This is a genomic window from Luteibacter sp., from assembly GCF_009912395.1.
GTDB lineage: Bacteria > Pseudomonadota > Gammaproteobacteria > Xanthomonadales > Rhodanobacteraceae > Luteibacter.
This window is the reverse complement of the sequence record NZ_WNDO01000003.1, coordinates 111,754-129,689: the sequence shown is the minus strand read 5'-3', so window position 1 is coordinate 129,689 and position 17,936 is coordinate 111,754. Positions and strand designations below refer to the sequence as shown.

Annotated in this window: 17 protein-coding genes; 9 read left to right on the top strand and 8 right to left on the bottom strand. The window is 67.0% G+C overall.

Annotated features, from left to right (window positions below):
* Window positions 1–2 precede the first annotated feature (2 nt).
* From GAK28_RS04915 to GAK28_RS04900, 4 genes are all read right to left on the bottom strand, one after another.
* A complete protein-coding gene (locus GAK28_RS04915) occupies window positions 3–2,852 on the bottom strand; it encodes a 2-oxoglutarate dehydrogenase E1 component (RefSeq protein ID WP_291775840.1) in 2,850 nt (949 codons plus the stop codon).
* 135 nt (window positions 2,853–2,987) lie between these two features.
* On the bottom strand, window positions 2,988–3,482 hold the full coding sequence (locus GAK28_RS04910; RefSeq protein WP_291775838.1) for a hypothetical protein: 495 nt from the start codon (window positions 3,480–3,482) through the stop codon (window positions 2,988–2,990).
* A complete protein-coding gene (locus GAK28_RS04905; protein ID WP_291775836.1) occupies window positions 3,479–4,681 on the bottom strand; it encodes a cupin domain-containing protein in 1,203 nt (400 codons plus the stop codon). The genes GAK28_RS04910 and GAK28_RS04905 overlap by 4 nt, the downstream gene beginning before the upstream one ends.
* 121 nt (window positions 4,682–4,802) lie before the next feature.
* On the bottom strand, window positions 4,803–5,906 hold the full coding sequence (locus tag GAK28_RS04900; RefSeq protein ID WP_291775835.1) for a sterol desaturase family protein: 1,104 nt from the start codon (window positions 5,904–5,906) through the stop codon (window positions 4,803–4,805).
* A gap of 96 nt (window positions 5,907–6,002) precedes the next feature.
* Here GAK28_RS04900 and GAK28_RS04895 point away from each other — a divergent pair, with 96 nt between their 5' ends.
* From GAK28_RS04895 to GAK28_RS04870, 6 genes are all read left to right on the top strand, one after another.
* On the top strand, window positions 6,003–6,629 hold the full coding sequence (locus tag GAK28_RS04895; RefSeq protein ID WP_291775833.1) for a GNAT family N-acetyltransferase: 627 nt from the start codon (window positions 6,003–6,005) through the stop codon (window positions 6,627–6,629).
* Window positions 6,626–7,894: a bifunctional tetrahydrofolate synthase/dihydrofolate synthase gene (folC, locus tag GAK28_RS04890; protein WP_291775831.1), complete on the top strand. Its 1,269-nt coding sequence runs from the start codon at window positions 6,626–6,628 to the stop codon at window positions 7,892–7,894. The genes GAK28_RS04895 and folC overlap by 4 nt, the downstream gene beginning before the upstream one ends.
* Before the next feature lie 88 nt (window positions 7,895–7,982).
* Window positions 7,983–9,050: an SPOR domain-containing protein gene (locus tag GAK28_RS04885; RefSeq protein WP_291775830.1), complete on the top strand. Its 1,068-nt coding sequence runs from the start codon at window positions 7,983–7,985 to the stop codon at window positions 9,048–9,050.
* 42 nt (window positions 9,051–9,092) lie between these two features.
* Window positions 9,093–9,731 (top strand): CvpA family protein, encoded by a 639-nt coding sequence (locus GAK28_RS04880; RefSeq protein ID WP_291775828.1) that lies wholly within the window; start codon window positions 9,093–9,095, stop codon window positions 9,729–9,731.
* Between the two features lie 13 nt (window positions 9,732–9,744).
* Window positions 9,745–11,223, top strand: a complete 1,479-nt coding sequence (purF, locus tag GAK28_RS04875; protein ID WP_291775825.1) for an amidophosphoribosyltransferase — start codon at window positions 9,745–9,747, stop codon at window positions 11,221–11,223.
* Between the two features lie 39 nt (window positions 11,224–11,262).
* Window positions 11,263–12,063 (top strand): ferritin-like domain-containing protein, encoded by an 801-nt coding sequence (locus GAK28_RS04870; RefSeq protein ID WP_291775822.1) that lies wholly within the window; start codon window positions 11,263–11,265, stop codon window positions 12,061–12,063.
* Between the two features lie 214 nt (window positions 12,064–12,277).
* Here the strand turns inward: GAK28_RS04870 and murB are convergent, their stop codons facing one another.
* Genes murB through GAK28_RS04850 form a run of 4 tightly spaced genes read right to left on the bottom strand, consistent with a single transcriptional unit; the run spans window position 12,278 to window position 16,667 of the window.
* Window positions 12,278–13,297, bottom strand: coding sequence for a UDP-N-acetylmuramate dehydrogenase (murB, locus tag GAK28_RS04865; RefSeq protein ID WP_291776031.1), 1,020 nt, complete (start codon window positions 13,295–13,297; stop codon window positions 12,278–12,280).
* 23 nt (window positions 13,298–13,320) lie between these two features.
* Complete coding sequence (locus tag GAK28_RS04860; RefSeq protein ID WP_291775819.1) at window positions 13,321–14,349, bottom strand: quinone-dependent dihydroorotate dehydrogenase; 1,029 nt, start codon at window positions 14,347–14,349, stop codon at window positions 13,321–13,323.
* Entirely contained in the window at window positions 14,349–15,116 is a 768-nt protein-coding gene (locus tag GAK28_RS04855) for a class I SAM-dependent methyltransferase (RefSeq protein WP_291775817.1), read from the bottom strand. The genes GAK28_RS04860 and GAK28_RS04855 overlap by 1 nt, the downstream gene beginning before the upstream one ends.
* A gap of 15 nt (window positions 15,117–15,131) precedes the next feature.
* Complete coding sequence (locus GAK28_RS04850; protein ID WP_291775816.1) at window positions 15,132–16,667, bottom strand: aldehyde dehydrogenase family protein; 1,536 nt, start codon at window positions 16,665–16,667, stop codon at window positions 15,132–15,134.
* Window positions 16,668–16,867: 200 nt separating this feature from the next.
* Between GAK28_RS04850 and GAK28_RS04845 the strand changes: the two genes are divergently transcribed.
* Genes GAK28_RS04845 through GAK28_RS04835 form a run of 3 tightly spaced genes read left to right on the top strand, consistent with a single transcriptional unit; the run spans window position 16,868 to window position 17,910 of the window.
* Window positions 16,868–17,131, top strand: a complete 264-nt coding sequence (locus GAK28_RS04845; RefSeq protein ID WP_291775814.1) for a hypothetical protein — start codon at window positions 16,868–16,870, stop codon at window positions 17,129–17,131.
* A gap of 37 nt (window positions 17,132–17,168) precedes the next feature.
* Complete coding sequence (locus GAK28_RS04840) at window positions 17,169–17,585, top strand: GFA family protein (protein WP_291775812.1); 417 nt, start codon at window positions 17,169–17,171, stop codon at window positions 17,583–17,585.
* The gene (locus GAK28_RS04835) at window positions 17,572–17,910 is read left to right on the top strand and encodes a hypothetical protein (protein WP_291775810.1); all 339 of its coding nucleotides are present in this window, start codon (window positions 17,572–17,574) and stop codon (window positions 17,908–17,910) included. The genes GAK28_RS04840 and GAK28_RS04835 overlap by 14 nt, the downstream gene beginning before the upstream one ends.
* The last annotated feature ends 26 nt before the right edge of the window (window positions 17,911–17,936 follow it).

Genomic DNA, 17,936 nt, shown 5'->3' with positions numbered 1-17,936 from the left:
TCTTACTCCGCTGCGTGATCGGTGCCGACCGGCGCGACGAGCGCCTGCTCGACGAGCGCCGTCTGTTCGGCGATATGGGTGTTGAGGTGGCCCGCAGCCGGCGACGGCGAGCGGTTGCGACCTGCGTACGACAGGCTCTGCTTCGCGTTGATGCAGGCCTGCAGGTGGTGGCGGATCTGGAACCAGGCGCCCTGGTTCATCGGCTCTTCCTGGCACCACACCACTTCCTTCGCGGCGGGGTACTTCTCGAGCTCGGCAGTGACTTCGGGGCGCGGGAACGGGTAGAGCTGCTCGACGCGGACGATGGCCACGTCGTTGAGGCCGCGCTTCTCGGCGTCTTCCAGCAGGTCGTAGTAGACCTTGCCCGAGCAGAGCACGACACGCTTGACCTTCTTGGCGGCCACGTCGCGATGTTCGCCGATCACCAGCTGGAACTTGCCGTTGGCCAGCTCGTCGAGCGAGGACACGGCCAGCTTGTGGCGGAGCAGCGACTTCGGCGTCATCACGATCAGCGGCTTGCGCACCGGGCGCACCTGCTGGCGGCGAATCATGTGGAACGCCTGGGCCGGGGTGGTCGGCACGCAGACCTGCATGTTGTCGAGCGCGCACAGCTGCAGGAAGCGCTCGAGGCGCGCGGAGGAGTGCTCCGGGCCCTGGCCTTCGTAGCCATGCGGCAGGAAGAGGGCGAGGCCGCAGAGGCGGTCCCACTTCGCTTCGCCGGAGCTGATGAACTGGTCGATCACCACCTGGGCGCCGTTGGCGAAGTCGCCGAACTGGCCTTCCCAGATCGTGAGCTGGTCGGGCGAGGTGGTGGCTTCGCCGTATTCGAAGGCCATGACGGCTTCTTCGGAGAGCAGTGAGTCGATGACGTCGACGCGCGCGCCCTCGCGGATCTTCTGCAACGGCATGTAAGTGTCGTCGCTGTTCTGGTCGTGCAGCACCGCATGGCGGTGGAAGAACGTGCCACGGCCGGCGTCCTGGCCTACGACGCGCAGGTCGTTGCCTTCGGCGATGAGCGTGCCGTAGGCGAGGTTCTCGGCGAAGCCCCAGTCGCCCGGCAGCTCGCCCGAGGCCATCTTGCGACGGTCGTCGTAGATCTTGGCGACGCGCGCGTGCAGGGTGACGTTGGACGGGATGTTCAGCAGGGTGTCGAGCACCTTGCCCATGACCTCGCGGGACACGCCCGTGTTCACTTCCATCGACAGCTTGTTGCCCTGGAAGCGGGCCCAGTCGACGGCGATGTCACGCTGCGGGTTCGGGTCGATGGCGATCAGCGAGGCGCCCTTTTCGAGGCGGCCGCGGTAATCGTCGAGCATCTTCTGGCCGTCGTCGGCACCGATGGCGGATTCCTTGACCAGCGCCTGCGCGTAGAGGTCGCGCGTGGTGGGGCGCTTGCGGATCACCTGGTACATGAGCGGCTGCGTGGCTGCCGGCTCGTCGGCCTCGTTGTGGCCGTGGCGGCGGTAGCAGACGAGGTCGATGACCACGTCCTTCTTGAACTGCTTGCGGAACTCGTAGGTCAGGCGGGTGACCTGGATCACGGCTTCCGGGTCGTCGCCGTTCACGTGGAAGACCGGCGCGTTGACCATCTTGGCCAGGTCGGTGCAGTACAGCGTGGAACGGGAGTCTTCGCGCTTGGACGTGGTGAAGCCGACCTGGTTGTTGACCACCAGGTGCAGCGTGCCGCCGATGGCGAAGCCACGGGCCTGCGACATCTGCAGGAGCTCCATGTTGACGCCCTGGCCTGCGAAGGCGGCGTCACCGTGGATCAGCACGGCCAGCGACTTCTCGCGGGCGGTGTCGCGGCGACGGCACTGGCGCGCATGCACCGAGCCGGCCACCACGGGGTTGACGATCTCCAGGTGCGACGGGTTGAACGCCAGCGCGACGTGCACGCCGCCGTTGGGCGTCTTGACGTCGGCGGAGAAGCCCATGTGGTACTTCACGTCGCCCGTGTGGATCGGGCTGTCGTCGTGCTCGAACTTGCCTTCGAACTCGTTGAAGAGCTGCGAGGGGGCCTTGCCGAGGATGTTGACCAGCACGTTGAGGCGGCCGCGGTGGGCCATGCCGATCACGACTTCCTTGACGCCGTTGTCGCCGGCGGCGCGGACGACGTCGTCGACCATCGGGATCAGGCTGTCGCCACCCTCGAGCGAGAAGCGCTTCTGGCCGACGTACTTGGTGTGCAGGTAACGCTCGAGGCCTTCGGCCGCGGTGAGCGCCTCGAGCACGCGGACCTTTTCGGTCTTCTGCAGGCCGGGATTGCCCGCGGCCTTTTCCAGGCGCGAGTAGATCCACGAGCGCTGCTCGTAGTCGGAGATGTACATGAACTCGGCGTCGACGGTGCCGGCGTAGATCTTCTTGAGCGTCGCGAGCAGGTCGCGCAGCTTCAGGCGCTTGCCGCCACCGGCGAAGGTGCCGGCGTCGAACTCGGTGTCGAGATCGGCGTCGGACAGGCCGTGGAAGGCGAGGCCGAGATCGGGGGCGTCCACGTCGGGCTGGGTCAGGCCGAGCGGATCGAGCTGGGCGCCCAGGTGGCCGCGCGAACGGTAGGCGGTGAGCAGGCGAAGCACGCCGGCCTGCTTGCGCGCATACGCGTCGTCGACCGGGCCGGCCACGGCGGCACCGGCGGTCCGGCGCTGTTTCTGCGCGGCCTCGATGCGGGCAATGGCTTCGGAGTGCGGAACGTCGCCCGCCTCACGGCCCTTGAAGGACTTGAAATAGGCATCCCATTCGGCCGTGACCGAGCCGGAATCGGCTAGCCAGGCTTCGTAGACTTGCTCTACGTAATCGGCGTTTCCGCCGGCGAGTTGGGAAGATTCGGAAAACTCGCGGATCAGGTTTGCGCTCACGTCACCACCGGCACACGGGAAGGGCGGGTTGTCGCGGGGTACATGTGGGGACGGTCCCCGCGGCACTAAGAATCCGTTAATTATAGCCCCGGCCTGCTGCGGCGCGCCAACCCATTTGCGGATATTCGACGAAGGTCAAATACCGAGTGGTCTTATCTCCCACGCTGGCTCGGCCCGCTCCCAGACTTCGTCGAAATACGCCGTCAGGCGAGAGGTCTCACCGGGGCGGTCGAGGTCGCCTTCGGCCTCGTAGCGGGTGGCCACGCTCCTGAACAGAAACGCACTGGCCTCGTCGGTGACAAAGGCCGATCCGTAGCGCAGGTGGGTTTCGTCGGTAGGCACGCGAATGCCGATCGCCGTAGGCAGGCGCTGGGCGAGGGCGAGCAGGCGGTGGCCGTCGCGATGGGCGCGGTTGGCGTCGTGGGTCAGCAGGCGGATACGGGCCTGCCGGCCGCTCGTCGCGAGGCGACGCAGTTCGGCCAGCGCCGCCTCGCTTTCGAGCATGCCGGGTTCGAGTACCGGCAGGTAAAGGCAAGCCCGGTGCCGGGCCCCGGCGAGCAGGCGGACATGGGCGGCTTCCAGGCCGGTGCGATCCCCGGCCGAGAGGCGCGTGTCCGCCGGCTCGGTCACCGGCGGCGACCCTTGCGGACGGCGAGGTGGCCGTCGTTTACCAGGGCAAGCAGGACGGTCCGTGCGGCGGCCGGGAGCAGGGCGTCGAAGGCGAGGTCGCGTTCGCCGGCCAGGCGCTCGGCCAGGTCCACCGGGCATTCGTAGGCATGGCCGCTCACATAGAGCGTGGCGTCCTTCTTGCCGCGTATCCAGGCGATCCGGGCATACGGGTGGCGGACGAAGCTGGCGCCGCCTTCCAGGGATTTGTCCAGCGCGGCCGCCGTGGTGGCCTTCGGCGGGGCGACGGCGTCCTGGGCGTTGCGGTAGCGGGTGATGAAACGGCCGAACCAGTCGGCCAGCAGGTCGCGGTCGAGCGCGCTGGCGAAGGGCACGGCCTGGCGCACGCGGTTGAGCGCGGCCGAATCGATCTCGCCGGCGCGCTTGGCCGGGGCGAGGTCGGGGTCGGTGTAGCGCAGTTCCTCGGGCATGCGCTCGGCGAGGAAGTCGGCGAGGTCGCCGGTCAGTTCGGCCTGCGAGGGCGCGCGCATGCCGAGTGAGAGGGTCATGCAGTCGCCGATGGCCACGCCGTCGTGGGGCACTCCCGGGGGCAGGTAGAGCATGTCGCCCGGCTCGAGCAGCCATTCGTGGGTGGGCTCGAAGGTCTTCAGCTGCTTCAGTTCCACGTCGTCGCGGAAGTCGAGTGGGGCATCCGGATCGTTGCTGATGGCCCAGTGGCGTTGGCCCAGGCCCTGCAACAGGAAGACGTCGTACTGGTCGACGTGCGCACCCACGCCGCCGCCGTCCTCGGCGTAGGAGATCATGATGTCGTCCACGCGCCAGGTGGGCAGGAACGCGAAGCTGTCGAGCAGGGCGGCCACGTCGGCGTCCCATTTGTCGACGTCCTGCACCAGGAGGGTCCAGTCGCGCTTGGGGGTCTTGCCGAAGGTGGCCTCGTCGAACGGGCCATTCTTCACCGTCCAGCGGTCGCGCTTTTCGTCATGGACGATCAGGCGGGCGAGCACGCCCTCCTCGCAGGCGAGGCCGGCGAGATCGTTCGGTTCGATCGGGGCCTCGAAGTCGGGGAATGCGTTGCGGATGAGCAGCGGACGCTTCTGCCAGTAATCGCGCAGGAACTGCGTCGCGCTCATGCCGAGCGGCTGGGCGGCGCTGCCGCGGACTTCGATGGGAAGGGCTTTACGGGTGGGGTTCTGGATGGCCATGGCGCGGATTGTAGCCGTGTCACCCGCCCCATCGCGCGCTACGACGCGACGATCACACCTGTAGGAGCGCGCTTGCGCGCGATGGGACTGGCGGCGGCCTGGATCGCGCGCAAGCGCGCTCCTACGGGGTGGCTTGTTCCGCCTGCAGGACCGGCGCTTCGGTCACGATGTCCGACTTGCGCCTCACCCCATGCCCGGCCTCAAGCGCGTGCAGGTCGATCTCGCTCACCGGGATCGGGCGGTAATCCTCGCCGAAGGCGACGTCGCCGAGCTTCCAGCCAGCCTTGCTGGTGACCGCGCCCCAGAACCGGCGGAAGGCGGCCCAGTGCAGGCCCACCAGGCCCTTGTCGTTGTCCGCGTCCACCATCGGATCACCCACGCCGGTGGGGCGGATGGGCTCGTTATAGAGCGCGGTGCCGAAGACCACGTCCCAGATGGAGAAGACCTGGCCGAAATTGCAGTTGTGCAGATCGGGGCGATCCGGATCCACCAGCATGTGATGCAGACGATGGAACTTCGGCGAGACCAGCAGGCGGTCGAACACCGGTCCGAAACGGACGCGGACATTGGCGTGCGAGAAGTTCTGCACCAGTTCGCCCAGCAGCATCAGCCACGCGAATTCCGTGGGCGCTACACCGATGATCAGGCCGACGCCGGCCAGCACCATCGATTGCAGGAAGCCGTCGACGAGGCTGCCGCGATCGTTCGCCCAGCAGCTCATCTGTCGCGTGCTGTGGTGCATGCTGTGCAGGGCCCACCACCACGGCAACGCGTGCTGCAGGCGGTGCATCCAGTAATAGACGAGGTCGTAGATCGCGTAATAGACGATGAAAAGGACCAGCGGATGGTCCTTCAGTGCCGGGATCAGGTGCACGATGCCCAGCAGTGACTCGTCGCCCGGCGAGGCGTCGGCGCCGCCGAAATAGTTGCTGATCGGCGTCAGCACGAGATAGCTGAACATCGGGAAGATGCCCAGCAGCATCATGAGCGTGTATTGCCAGTCGACTTTCGTCAGCTTGCGATCGGTCCACTTCTCGGCGGGCGCCAGCGTTTCCAGCGGGCGGAACAGGAAGGCGATGATGCCGACCTGCAGCAGCGAGATCAGGATCGCCTCGGCGATTTCCCGCGGGTCGCCTGCCAGGCCGTTGAGATGCAGCAGGCTGAGAAAGGGGACGATGGCGTGGACGCTCGTCCAGTCGACCAGGTGGGACCACGGCGCGAACATGCGATAAACCTTTGTCTTTCGAAGGGTCGCGCCAAGGGGATGCGCGCGACCGGTTGCAACATTAAGCTTCACGCCTCTTTCGTTGGGCTTTCCGCCATGCGACACACTCCCGGGATCACCGTCGGCGTCCATGTGGGCGACGCCATCCTGCCGGTGATCGAGGAACTCGCCGCGTTGCGTATCGCGGTGTTCCGCGACTGGCCGTATCTCTACGAAGGCGACTTCGGATATGAGAAAGAGTACCTCGCCGCGTACGCGGGTTCACCCCGTAGCGTCTGCGTGGTTGCCCGGAACGACGCCGGAGAGGCCGTCGGCGCCTCCACGGGCATCCCGCTGGCCGACGATGGGGAGGCTTTCCAGAGCCCCTTCCTGGCGCGCGGCATGGCGCTGGAGGACATCTTCTATTTCGGCGAATCCGTGCTGCTGCCGCCCTGGCGCGGCCGAGGCGTGGGGCACGCCTTCTTCGATGCCCGTGAGCGGCACGTGCGCTCGGCCGGGGATTTCCGCTGGACCGCCTTCTGCTCGGTGAGACGCGATCCGGCCGATCCACGCGCTCCCATGGGGTATCGGCCCAACGACGCCTTCTGGCATGCGCGCGGCTACGCGCCCGTGGCCGGCATGGCCTGCACGCTTTCCTGGAAGGAGCACGGCGACGTGCTTGCTCGCGAACACACCCTCGATTTCTGGATGCGCGGCATCGACCGCGCCAAGGACCCCGCATGACCCGCACTCTCGCCGAATGGCTTTCCTATCAGGAGAGCGTCCACACCGTCGGCATCGACATGGGACTGGATCGCGTCGGCGCCGTCTGGCGCGCGATGGGCTCGCCCCGGCCCGCGCCCATCGTCATCACGGTGGGCGGAACCAATGGCAAGGGCTCCACGGTCGCGTTGCTGGAAGCGATGCTGGGCGAGGCGGGATACCGCGTCGGTTGCTACACCTCGCCCCACCTGATCCATTACAACGAGCGCATTCGCCTGCTCGGCGAGGACGCGTCCGACGAGGCGCTGGTGGCGTCGTTCGAGCGCATCGAGGAGGCTCGGGGCGCCATCCCGCAGACCTATTTCGAATTTGGCACGCTGGCCGCCATCGATCTGATGTCTCGCGCGTCGCTGGACGTGGCGATCCTCGAGGTGGGCCTTGGCGGGCGCCTTGACGCGGTGAACATCGTGGACGCGGACGCCGTGGCGATCACCACCATCGATCTCGACCACCAGGACTGGCTGGGCAACGATCGCGACAGCATCGGTCGCGAAAAGGCCGGCATTGCACGGGCTGACCGGCCCGCCATCGTCGGCGAGGACGCACCCCCTGCTGGCCTGCTCGACGCGCTGCGCGACATCGGTGCGCAGGTGAAGCGGGCAGGGCAGGACTTCAGCGTCCAGATGCTGGGCGATGATGGCTGGCGCTGGAGCCATCGCGACGGAACCGTCCACGACCTGCCGCGTCCGGCGCTCGACGCGCCCGTGCAGTTCGCCAACGCGGCGACGGCGATCGCGGTGCTGCATGCGTTGCGCGATCGACTGTCGCTGTCCTCGGCGGCCATCGCCGACGCGTTGCGGCGCGTGCGCGTGTCCGGTCGGCTCCAGCGCATCGGCGAACGGCCGCTGACGCTCGTGGACGTGGGACACAACCCGCAGGCGGCCCGGGCGCTGGCGGAATGGCTCGATGCCGAGCGCCCGAAGGGGCGCGTGTTCGCGGTGTATGGCGCGCTTTCGGACAAAGACACTGCCGGTGTGATCGCCGCGCTCGGCACGCGCGTCGCCCGCTGGTACCTCGCCGCGCTCGATCGCGACACGCCACGTGGCCTGGGCGAAGGCGCGCTCATGGCCAGTCTTTCGGCGACGCTGCCCGACGCAGAAGCGGAGGCCTTCCCGAGCGTGGACAGCGCTTGGGCGGCGGCGCGCGATGCCGCGAGCGAGGACGACACCGTACTGGTGTTCGGCTCCTTCTTCGTCGCGAGCGCCGCCTTATCCTCCGGGAAGTGAACGCCCTTCGAGGTGCAGGGCGGCGGGGGGCTCCTTTGACGGTTATAATCGCGACGATCCGCATTGCGCCGGTCGTATGGAGCCTTCCTTGAAAACACGCCTGTTGGGTGCCGCTGTTCTGATCGCGCTGTTGGTCCTGTTCGTGCCGATGCTTTTTTCCAGCGCACCGCCCAAGGGCGACACCGAGCAGACCGTCAGCCTGGAGATTCCCCCGGCCCCCGATCGCGAGCTGCAGGCCCGCACGCTCGATGTCTCCCCGAACGGCAGCGGTGCCGTTTCCGCGCCGCAGCCGGTGGCGTCGGCGAATAGCCCGGCGCAGCCCGCCGCGGCCCCGGTGGCCGGCAACACCGGCGCCCAGCCGGTCGGAAGCGACCGCGTCGCCTCCGTGAATATCGCCTCGCGCAAGCCCGCGGACGCGTTGCCGGAAGACTTCGCCAACCAGCCCCAGGCCCCCGCGAAGAGCACGGCTCCCGCCACGCCGAAGCCGGTCAAGCCGGTGGCGACCGCGCCTGCACCGACGGTCGCCACGCCGCCGCCCGCACCGGCACAGGTGCCCGGCACCGCCGCGCGCGGCAGCTTCTCGATCAACCTGAGCGCGTACGCCGACCACTCCAAGGCGGATGCCCTGGTGCAGAAGGTGCGTGCGCTGGGCTATCCGGTCACCGCGACGGCGGTCAACCAGGGCGGCAAGGCGCTGACGCGCGTCAACGCCGGTCCCTTCGAGACCCGCGCCGCCGCCGAGGCCGCCCGCCTGAAGATCACCGCCGCCGTGCCCGGTGCGCCGGCCACGCTTTCGGGCAAGGCCGAGACGGCCACCGCCGATGTGCCGGCACCCGCCAAACCGGCGGCCGCGGCTCCCCAGCCGGCAGCTGCTTCGCCCGCCGCCGCTGCGGCCGTGCCTGCCGCCGCCCCGCGTGCCGGCGGCTTCGCCGTGCAGGTTGCGGCCGTCAGCAGCGAGGCCGAGGCCGGTCGCCTGCGCGACAAGCTCCGTGGCGCCGGCATCTCCGGCTATGTCGATACCGTGTCCTCCAGCAGCGGTGCGAAGCTCTGGCGCGTGCGCGCCGGCCCGCAGACGCAGCGAGACGATGCGGTGCGCCTCAAAGACCAGATCAAGGCCAAGGTCGGCCTCGACGGTGTGGTGGTGACGGCGCCTTAAGCGCCGTCGTCGCCACAGGCATTCAGGCTAGGGAGGGGGCAAATGAACAACTGGGCCGATTACACGATCCTGGCCGTGCTGTTCATCTCGGTCTTGATCGGCCTCGCGCGAGGCCTCATTTCCGAGGTGTTATCGCTGGTCATCTGGGTGGTCGCCTTTGGCGTGGCCTGGGCGTTCGGTCCGTCGCTGTCGAACTACTTCGCCGGCACCGTCTCGGTTCCCACGGCCCGTGCGGCTATCGGCTACGGGCTTTGCTTCGTCGGCGTGTTGTTGCTCGGCGCGGTGGTGCGGTTCATGGTTTCCCGGCTCGTGTCGAGCACGGGTCTCGGCGGCACGGATCGCTTGTGCGGCATGCTTTTCGGCCTGGCCCGTGGCGTACTGATCGTGAGCTTCGTGGTGTTCCTGCTTGGTTTTACTCCGCTGCCCAACGATCCGTGGTGGCGCCAATCGACCATGCTGGGCCAGTTTGCCGCGCCCGCCGCGTGGATCGGCCAGCAGATTCCACCCAATATTCGTCAATATTTGCACCAGCCGGCGCTCGAGAACATTAAAATGCCGGACGTCCAGCTCCCCAGCAGTGGCGATCTCATGAAACTCCGCGACCTGGCGCTCCCCGGCCAGACCCCGCGCCAAGACAACAACGCTAAACCTGCCGCCTCCTCCACGGCGGCTCATCCTTAGGAAGGCAACTCCCATGTGCGGAATCATCGGCATCGTCGGTACCACGGAAGTGGCATCGGCCCTGTATGACGGCCTGACCGTCCTGCAACATCGCGGGCAGGATGCCGCCGGCATCGCCACCGTGGACGGCGCGCGCCTGCGCCTGCACAAGGGCAACGGCCTGGTTCGCGACGTCTTCAACTCGGCGGGCGTGAGCAAGCTGCGCGGCCGCATCGGCCTCGGCCACTGCCGCTACCCCACGGCCGGCTCCGAAGGCATGGAAGAAGCCCAGCCGTTCTACGTGAACTCGCCCTACGGCATCGCGTTCGCGCACAACGGCAACCTGGTGAACACCGAGACCCTGCGTCGCGAGATGTTCGAGGACGATCGTCGCCACATCGACACTGATTCCGACTCGGAAGTGCTGCTCAACGTGCTCGCGCACGAACTGCAGGTGGATGATCGCGGCGACCTCACGCCGGAGCACGTCTTCAAGGCGGTTTCGCGCGTGCACGCGCGCGCCCAGGGCGGCTACGCCTGCATTGCGCTGGTGCTTGGCTATGGCCTCATCGCCTTCCGCGACCCGAACGGCATCCGCCCGCTGGTGCTCGGCGAGCGCGTCACCGCCGACGGCCGCGAGTACGCCATCGCTTCCGAATCCGTCGCCCTCGACGTGCTCGGCTTCAACCGCGTGCGCGATATCGCGCCGGGCGAAGCCGTGATCGTCACCGAAGGCGGCGAACTCCACGCGCAGCGCTGCGCCGAGGGCGCCGTGCATACGCCGTGCATCTTCGAATACGTGTACCTCGCGCGTCCGGACTCGATGATGGAGGACGTCTCCGTCTACAAGGCCCGCCTGCGCATGGGCGAGAAGCTGGCTGAGAAGATCCTGCGCGAGCGCGGTCCCGACCATGGTATCGACGCCGTGATCCCCATTCCCGATACGTCGCGCACCGCGGCCAGCTCGCTGGCGCAGGCGCTCGGCGTGCCGATGCGTGAGGGCCTGGTGAAGAACCGTTATATCGGTCGCACATTCATCATGCCGGGGCAGGGCGAGCGCGTGAAATCCGTGCGTCGCAAGCTCAACGCCATCGACCTCGAATTCCGCAAGAAGAACGTGCTGCTGGTGGACGACTCGATCGTCCGTGGCACCACCTCACGCCAGATCATCCAGATGGCCCGCGATGCCGGTGCCAAGAACGTCTACTTCGCGTCCGCCGCGCCGCCGGTGCGCTTCCCGAACGTATACGGCATCGACATGCCGGCGACGTCCGAACTGGTCGCGGCCGGTCGTACGGTGGAAGAAGTGGAGAAGGCGCTCGGTGCCGACTGGCTGGTCTACCAGGATCTCGAAGACCTGATCTGGGCCGTGTCCGATGGCAACGACGACCTGAAGCGTTTCGACACCTCCTGCTTCTCGGGCGAATACGTCACGGGCGTGGACAAGGACTTCCTGCAGCAGCAGGAGACCATGCGCTCGGATTCGGCCAAGAACGAGCGTCGCAGCGCCTGAGGATCCGGCGGCGCGTCCGTCGCGCCGCCATCCATCGCCATGCACGATCTCCACGCCGCCGCCCGCCGTTGCCTCGATGCGGCCGATCCGGCCGAGAAGGTCCGGCTGACCTTCGCCACCTGGGACGCCTTGTGCCGGGACGAACTTCGTCCCGACGAGGCGTCGCCGCCCGCGCTGCCGATTGCCCTGCCTGGGCGGCCTGAACGCCCCCGGCTCGTTTCGCCGCGCGAGCTTTCGCAGCGAGGCCTCGGCTCGGCCGAAGGGCGCGCCGCGCTGGTGCATGCCATCGCACATATTGAATTCAACGCCATCGACCTGGCCTGGGACGCGGTGTATCGCTTCCGGGGCAAGCCTGTCGCGTACTATCGCGACTGGGCATCGTGCGCCAACGATGAGGCTCGGCATTACACGATGCTGTCCGGGCGACTGGCCGAGCTGGGCCACGCCTACGGTGACTTCGACGCGCACAACGGCCTGTGGGACATGGCCGAAAAGACGGCGCACAGCGACACCGCGCGCATGGCGCTGGTGCCGCGCGTACTGGAAGCGCGCGGCCTCGACGTTACGCCGGGCATGATGGATCGCCTGCGCAAGCAGGGTGATGACCGCACGGTGGCGATCCTGGACGTGATCCTGCGCGAGGAAGTGGCCCACGTCGCCGCGGGCACGCGCTGGTTCCATTATTGCTGCGAACGCGACGGCATCGAGCCGGAAGCGACGTTCGCGACCTTGCTCAACGACTACATGCACGGTTCGCTGCGCGGACCGTTCAACCTCGACGCCCGTCGCGAGGCGGGATTCTCCGAATCCGAACTGACCTGGCTGGGTACGCTCAGCTAACGGCGACGCCAGGCAGCATGCCTGCGATCCCTCGGTGGCGCTGTCGCGGGATCGCGTGCAAGCACGCTCCTACAGTTCAGGTTCTCGTGGCACCCAAACGTGTACATGATCCAGCCCTTCTTTTGTAGGAGCGCGCTTGCGCGCGATGGGTGCTCGCGGCAAGACCCATCGCGCGCAAGCGCGTTCCTACAACAGCGATTTGAGGCACCTGTCGTCAGATGACCAAAGGTTCGGGCTCAAGCGTCACGCCGAACTTCGACTCGACGCCGGCGATCACCTTCTGTGCAAAGGTCCACAACTGCGGCCCCGTCGCCTTGCCGTGGTTCACCAGCACCAGCGCATGCCGGTTGGACATGCCGGCATCGCCGTCGCGTTCGCCCTTGAAACCCGCCGACTCGATCAGCCAGGCGGCGGATATCTTCGCGGTGCCCCCCGCATGCGGCCACACGGGCAGGCCCGGATGCGCCAGGGCGAGGGCATCGGCCTTGGGCTGGCCGACGATGGGATTCTTGAAGAAGCTGCCCGCATTGCCGATCACCGCCGGATCCGGCAGCTTGCGCGAGCGCAGGCGTACCACCGCTTCGGCGACGTGGTAAGGCGTCGGGCGTTCGATACCCATCTTCTGGATCTCTTCGCGGATGCCCGCGTAATCCAGCGACAGCGGTCGTTCGCGCGGCAGGGCGAACGTTACGGCCACCACGATCCAGCGTCCCGCCTGCTGCTTGAAGCTGGAATGGCGATACGAGAACGCGCACGCGGCCTTGTCGAGCACGACGAACGCTTGGGCGTGCGTGTCCCAGGCTTCGACGGTATCGATGAACTCCGCGACCTCGACGCCATACGCGCCAATGTTCTGGATCGGCGCGGCACCGACCGTGCCGGGAATGAGGATCAGGTTTTCCAGGCCCGCGTAGCCCTGGCCCAGCGACCAGCGCACGAAGTCGTCCCAGCGTTCCCCGGCCGCTACGCGGATCAATACGCGATCGTCGCGCTGGAAGGTTTCGACGCCACGGTTGGCCATGGCGAGCACGGTACCGTCGATGTCGCCCTTGATGAGCATGTTGCTGCCTTCGCCGAGCACCAGCACCTTGCCGCTCTTCACGGCGGGGTAGGCGAGCAACTCGGGAATCTTCACCGGATCGTGCACCTCGGCCAGCAGCGTCGCGCGGGCGTCCACACGCAGCGTGTTGCGGCCGGCCATCGGCGCCTCGGAGGTGAGCGTGAAGCCGCCCATGTCGACCGGGGCGTTGTTCAGGCTCATGCGACGACTCCGCGGCGACGGATCTCGGTCACTGCTTCGTTGATCAGCTTCGGCCCCCGATAGACGAGGCCGGAGTACACCTGCACGAGCGAGGCACCGGCTTCCATCTTTTCGGCGGCACTGTCGCCATCGAGAATGCCGCCGACGCCGATGATGGGCAGGCGGTCGCCGACGCGGGCCTTCATGCCACGCAGTACGGCGGTGGACTTTGCGAACAGTGGCTTGCCCGAGAGGCCGCCGGTCTCGTTTGCATGCGACGAGCCCGCGACGGTGTCGCGATCGATGGTGGTGTTGGTGCAGATCACGCCGTCGATCCCGGAGGCAAGCAGCACCTCGGCGATGGCGTCGAGTTCACCTTCGGTGAGATCGGGCGCGATCTTCAACAGCATGGGCTTGCGCTTGCCGTGCTGTCCGGCGAGGCGCTCCTGCGCGTCGCGCAGCGTGCCGATGAAGCGGTGCAGCGTGTCCTCTTCCTGAAGGTCGCGCAGGCCCTGCGTGTTCGGCGAGGAGATATTCACCGTGATATAGCTCGCGAGCGGATAGGCGCGCTCAAGACACAGCAGGTAATCGTCGGTGGCACGCTCGTTTGGCGTGTCCTTGTTCTTGCCGATATTGATGCCGAGCACGCCACGGAACGTGGCCTTTTCCACGTTGCGCACCAGCGCGTCGATGCCGCCGTTGTTGAAGCCCAGACGGTTGATCACCGCCTTGTACTCCGGCAGGCGGAACATGCGCGGTTTGTCGTTGCCCGGCTGGGCGCGCGGGGTGACCGTGCCGATCTCCACGAAGCCGAAGCCGAGCGCGGCGAGTCCGTCGAGGTGTTCGCCGTTCTTGTCCAGGCCGGCCGCGAGGCCGACCGGGTTCGGGAAGGTGATGCCAAACACCGTCACCGGTAGGTTGTCCGGCGGGGTGTTGATCCACTTCGACAACCCGCTGCGCTGGGCGACGTCGGAGGCGTAGAGGGTCAGGCCGTGCGCGGTTTCGGCGTCGAGGGTGAAGAGCAGGGGGCGGATCAGGTCGTACATCAGGCGTCCGGGCGACCCAGGAAGATCCGGGTGTCGTAGTCGAAATCGATGGTGCCGCCGTCCTGCGTGGCGTCGAACAACGAGCGCAGGGCGAACAGCATGGGTTCGTGGTTGATATGGCCGGGCTTGGGCGCGTACGAAGACGACATCAGCCGGCCCTGCAAGGCATCGTAATCGAGCTTCTGGGTGTGCGGAATCGAGGCCATGCCGATGTAGCCCTGGCCATACCACTTCTGCATGGTGTCATCGTCGGCATAGCGCTCGGCCACGCCTACGTAATCCACGCCATATTCGTGCAACAGCTTTTCATAGCTTTCGAGGAACGGCGTGCCCGTGAGGCGGCGTGTATTCCAGAACACCGCCACCAGCCCGCGCGTCGAAAGGGCGCGGCGGAACTCGGCGCGCACCTTTTCCTTATCGAACCAGTGAAACGCTTGTGCGGCGATCACGAGGTCGACTGAGCCATCAGGCAGCCCGGTGGCCTCGGCCGTGCCGTCCACGGCGGTGAATCCCGCCTGGTCGGCCAGCCACCGTGTGGCCGCCGCACGCATCGCCGCATTGGGCTCCACGGCGGTGACCCGATGGCCGGCGTCGAGGAACATCTTCGTCGAGATGCCCGTACCGGCGCCGATATCGGCCACCGTCCAGTCGGCGCCTACGCCGTGGTGGTGTAGCCAGCCGACCAGCGCCCGTGGGTAATCCGGCCGGTAGCGGACATAGTCCTCGACGCGGTCGGAGAAACGTTCCGTGGAGCGCAGATCGGTCATGGCATCACCCTTGGGTTAGAACTCGAACTTGATGCCCTGGGCCAGCGGCAGCGAATCGGAGTAGTTGATGGTGTTGGTCTGGCGGCGCATATACACCTTCCAGGCATCCGAGCCCGACTCGCGACCGCCGCCGGTTTCCTTCTCGCCACCGAAGGCGCCGCCAATTTCCGCGCCCGAGGTGCCGATGTTGATGTTGGCGATACCGCAGTCGGAACCCGACGCCGACAGATACTGCTCGGCGGCCTTGAGATCCTGCGTGAAGAGGGCCGACGACAGGCCCTGCGGCACGCCGTTCTGCATGGCGATGGCCTCGTCGAGCGTATCGAACGGCATCACGTAGAGGATCGGGGCGAAGGTTTCGGTCTGCACGACCTCGGCGTCGTTGGTGAGGCCGGTGACGATCGTCGGCAGCACGAAGTTGCCCTTGCGATCGGTCAGCGCCTTGCCGCCCGTGCGGACGGTACCGCCGGAGGCCTTGGCCTTCTCCACGGCGTCGACATAGGCCTGCACGCCTTCGGGGCTGTTCAGCGGGCCCATCAGGGTGGTGGCGAGGGTGGGGTCGCCGATCTTCTGCTCGACCTGGCCGTAGGCCTTCACGAGGGTATCGACCACGGCGTCGTGGATCGACGAATGGACGATCAGGCGACGCGTGGTGGTGCAGCGCTGGCCCGCGGTGCCCACGGCGCCGAAGACGATGCCCGGGATGGCCAGCTTCAGGTCGGCCGACTTGTCGAGGATGATGGCGTTGTTGCCGCCCAGTTCCAGCAGGCTGCGGCCCATGCGGCGGGCGACGCGCTCGCCGACCATGCGGCCGATCTTCGTGGAGCCGGTGAAGCTGACGAGCGGAATGCGCTTGTCGTCGACGAAGGTCTGGGCCAGTTCGGTGCCTGCGTCGTTGAACAGGAAGAAGAGGTCTGGGAAGCCGGCGTCCTTCAGTGCTTCGTTGCAGATCTTCATCGTGGCGATGGCCGAGAGCGGGGTCTTCGGCGACGGCTTCCAGATGCAGATATCGCCGCAGATGGCGGCCAGGAAGGCGTTCCAGCTCCACACGGCGACCGGGAAGTTGAAGGCGCTGACGATGCCGACCAGGCCGACCGGGTGCCACTGCTCGTACATGCGGTGGCCCGGGCGCTCCGAATGCATGGTGTAGCCGTAGAGCATGCGGCTCTGGCCCACCGCGAAATCGGCGATGTCGATCATTTCCTGCACTTCGCCGTCACCTTCCGGCTTGATCTTGCCCATTTCCAGGGCGACCAGCGAGCCGAGGGCGTCCTTGTGCTTGCGCAGCGCCTCGCCGCACAGGCGCACGGCCTCACCACGGCGCGGGGCCGGGGTGTTGCGCCACACCGTGAAGGCTTCCTGGGCACGCTGGACGATGGTCTCGTAATCCGCCGCGCTGGAGGCCTGCACCGTGGCGATCACCTCGCCGGTGGCGGGGTTGACGGGGGACAGCGTGCCGGCACCGGTGGTGGCGGCCCATTCGCCGCGGCCGAGGTAGGTACCCGACTCGGTGGACTTCAGGCCGAGCGCTTCGAGGATCTTGGCGGACATGACAACTCCTTTGGCGACGCGCCGGCAGGATGCCAGCGTGCGAGGGAAAACCGGGATTCTAGCAAACACCCCCTTCACGACCTGTTGTGCGGCGCGGGACCGATGTCGGCGAAATGTCATGACCGCAACAAACTTCCACGACCATGCGATGACATGCGCAACCGCATGCTTTGCCTCAAGTTGTTACAGAGGATGGCGCCATGACCCGCGTCTACGAGATTCCCTTTCACCCCGGAGATGACCTGCGCTGGCCGGTTCGGGTCGATGGCGTGATCGTCGACCGGTTTCCCTCCCGTTACGAGGCCCTGCGGTCGGCCCTGAACCAGGCCGCGTCCGACGGTGGCGACGCCAGCATCGGCATCGAGGGGGCCGACGGCGTGTGGCGGCCGTTCGGCAGCGACGCCAAGCGGCCGTCGCTCGTGCCCGCCTTGCCTGCGGGGAGGCACCTGTCCCTGGTCCGCTGAAGGATTATCATGAGCCTCCCCACAGGGTAGGCCACCGATGCTCCCCGACATCACCGAGGCACGTGCTTCCTGCCATTGCGGCAGCGTCCGCTTCACCGTGAAGCTCACAGACGGCTTGCGCACCGCGCGTCGGTGCAACTGCTCGTTCTGCCGCATGCGCGGCGCGGTGGCCGTCTCGGCCGATCTCGGTGGCATCACGATCGAGCAAGGAAAGGAGGCGCTGAGCGAGTACCAGTTCAATACCGGTACGGCGAAGCATTTCTTTTGCTCGAAGTGCGGCATCTACACCTTCCACCAGCGACGCTCCAATCCGAACCAATACGGCGTGAACGTGGCCTGCCTTGAAGGGCTGAGCCCCTTCGACTTCGAGGACGTGCCAGTGCTCGATGGCGCGCATCATCCGAAGGACGGTGGTGGCGGTGTGGCGGGGCACCTGCGTTATGTCGCCAACTAGGCGAATCGTCTTCGTTGTCGCCACCGCGGCCATGACGATGGGGCTGGGCGCGTGCCATCGTCTCGTGCCCAACGGCCACTTCAAGAGCGTCGTGCACAAGCGCGCCCGCATCGGCGATCCGTTACCGGACGTCGAGGAGCGACTGTCCGGCGTCCGTTTCACCTGCCACGCGCAAGGCGTCGACGATGAAGGCAAATGGACGACATGCGAGCGACTCCAGGTGGGGTTGCTCGCCTCGTGCATCGATCGCGTCAACCTGCACGTGACGGCGGACGACCGCATCTCGGCCATCGATATCCGCAAGCCGACCTGCACGATGTTCTGATCGCGTCGTGAGGCGCTCGGCCGGGC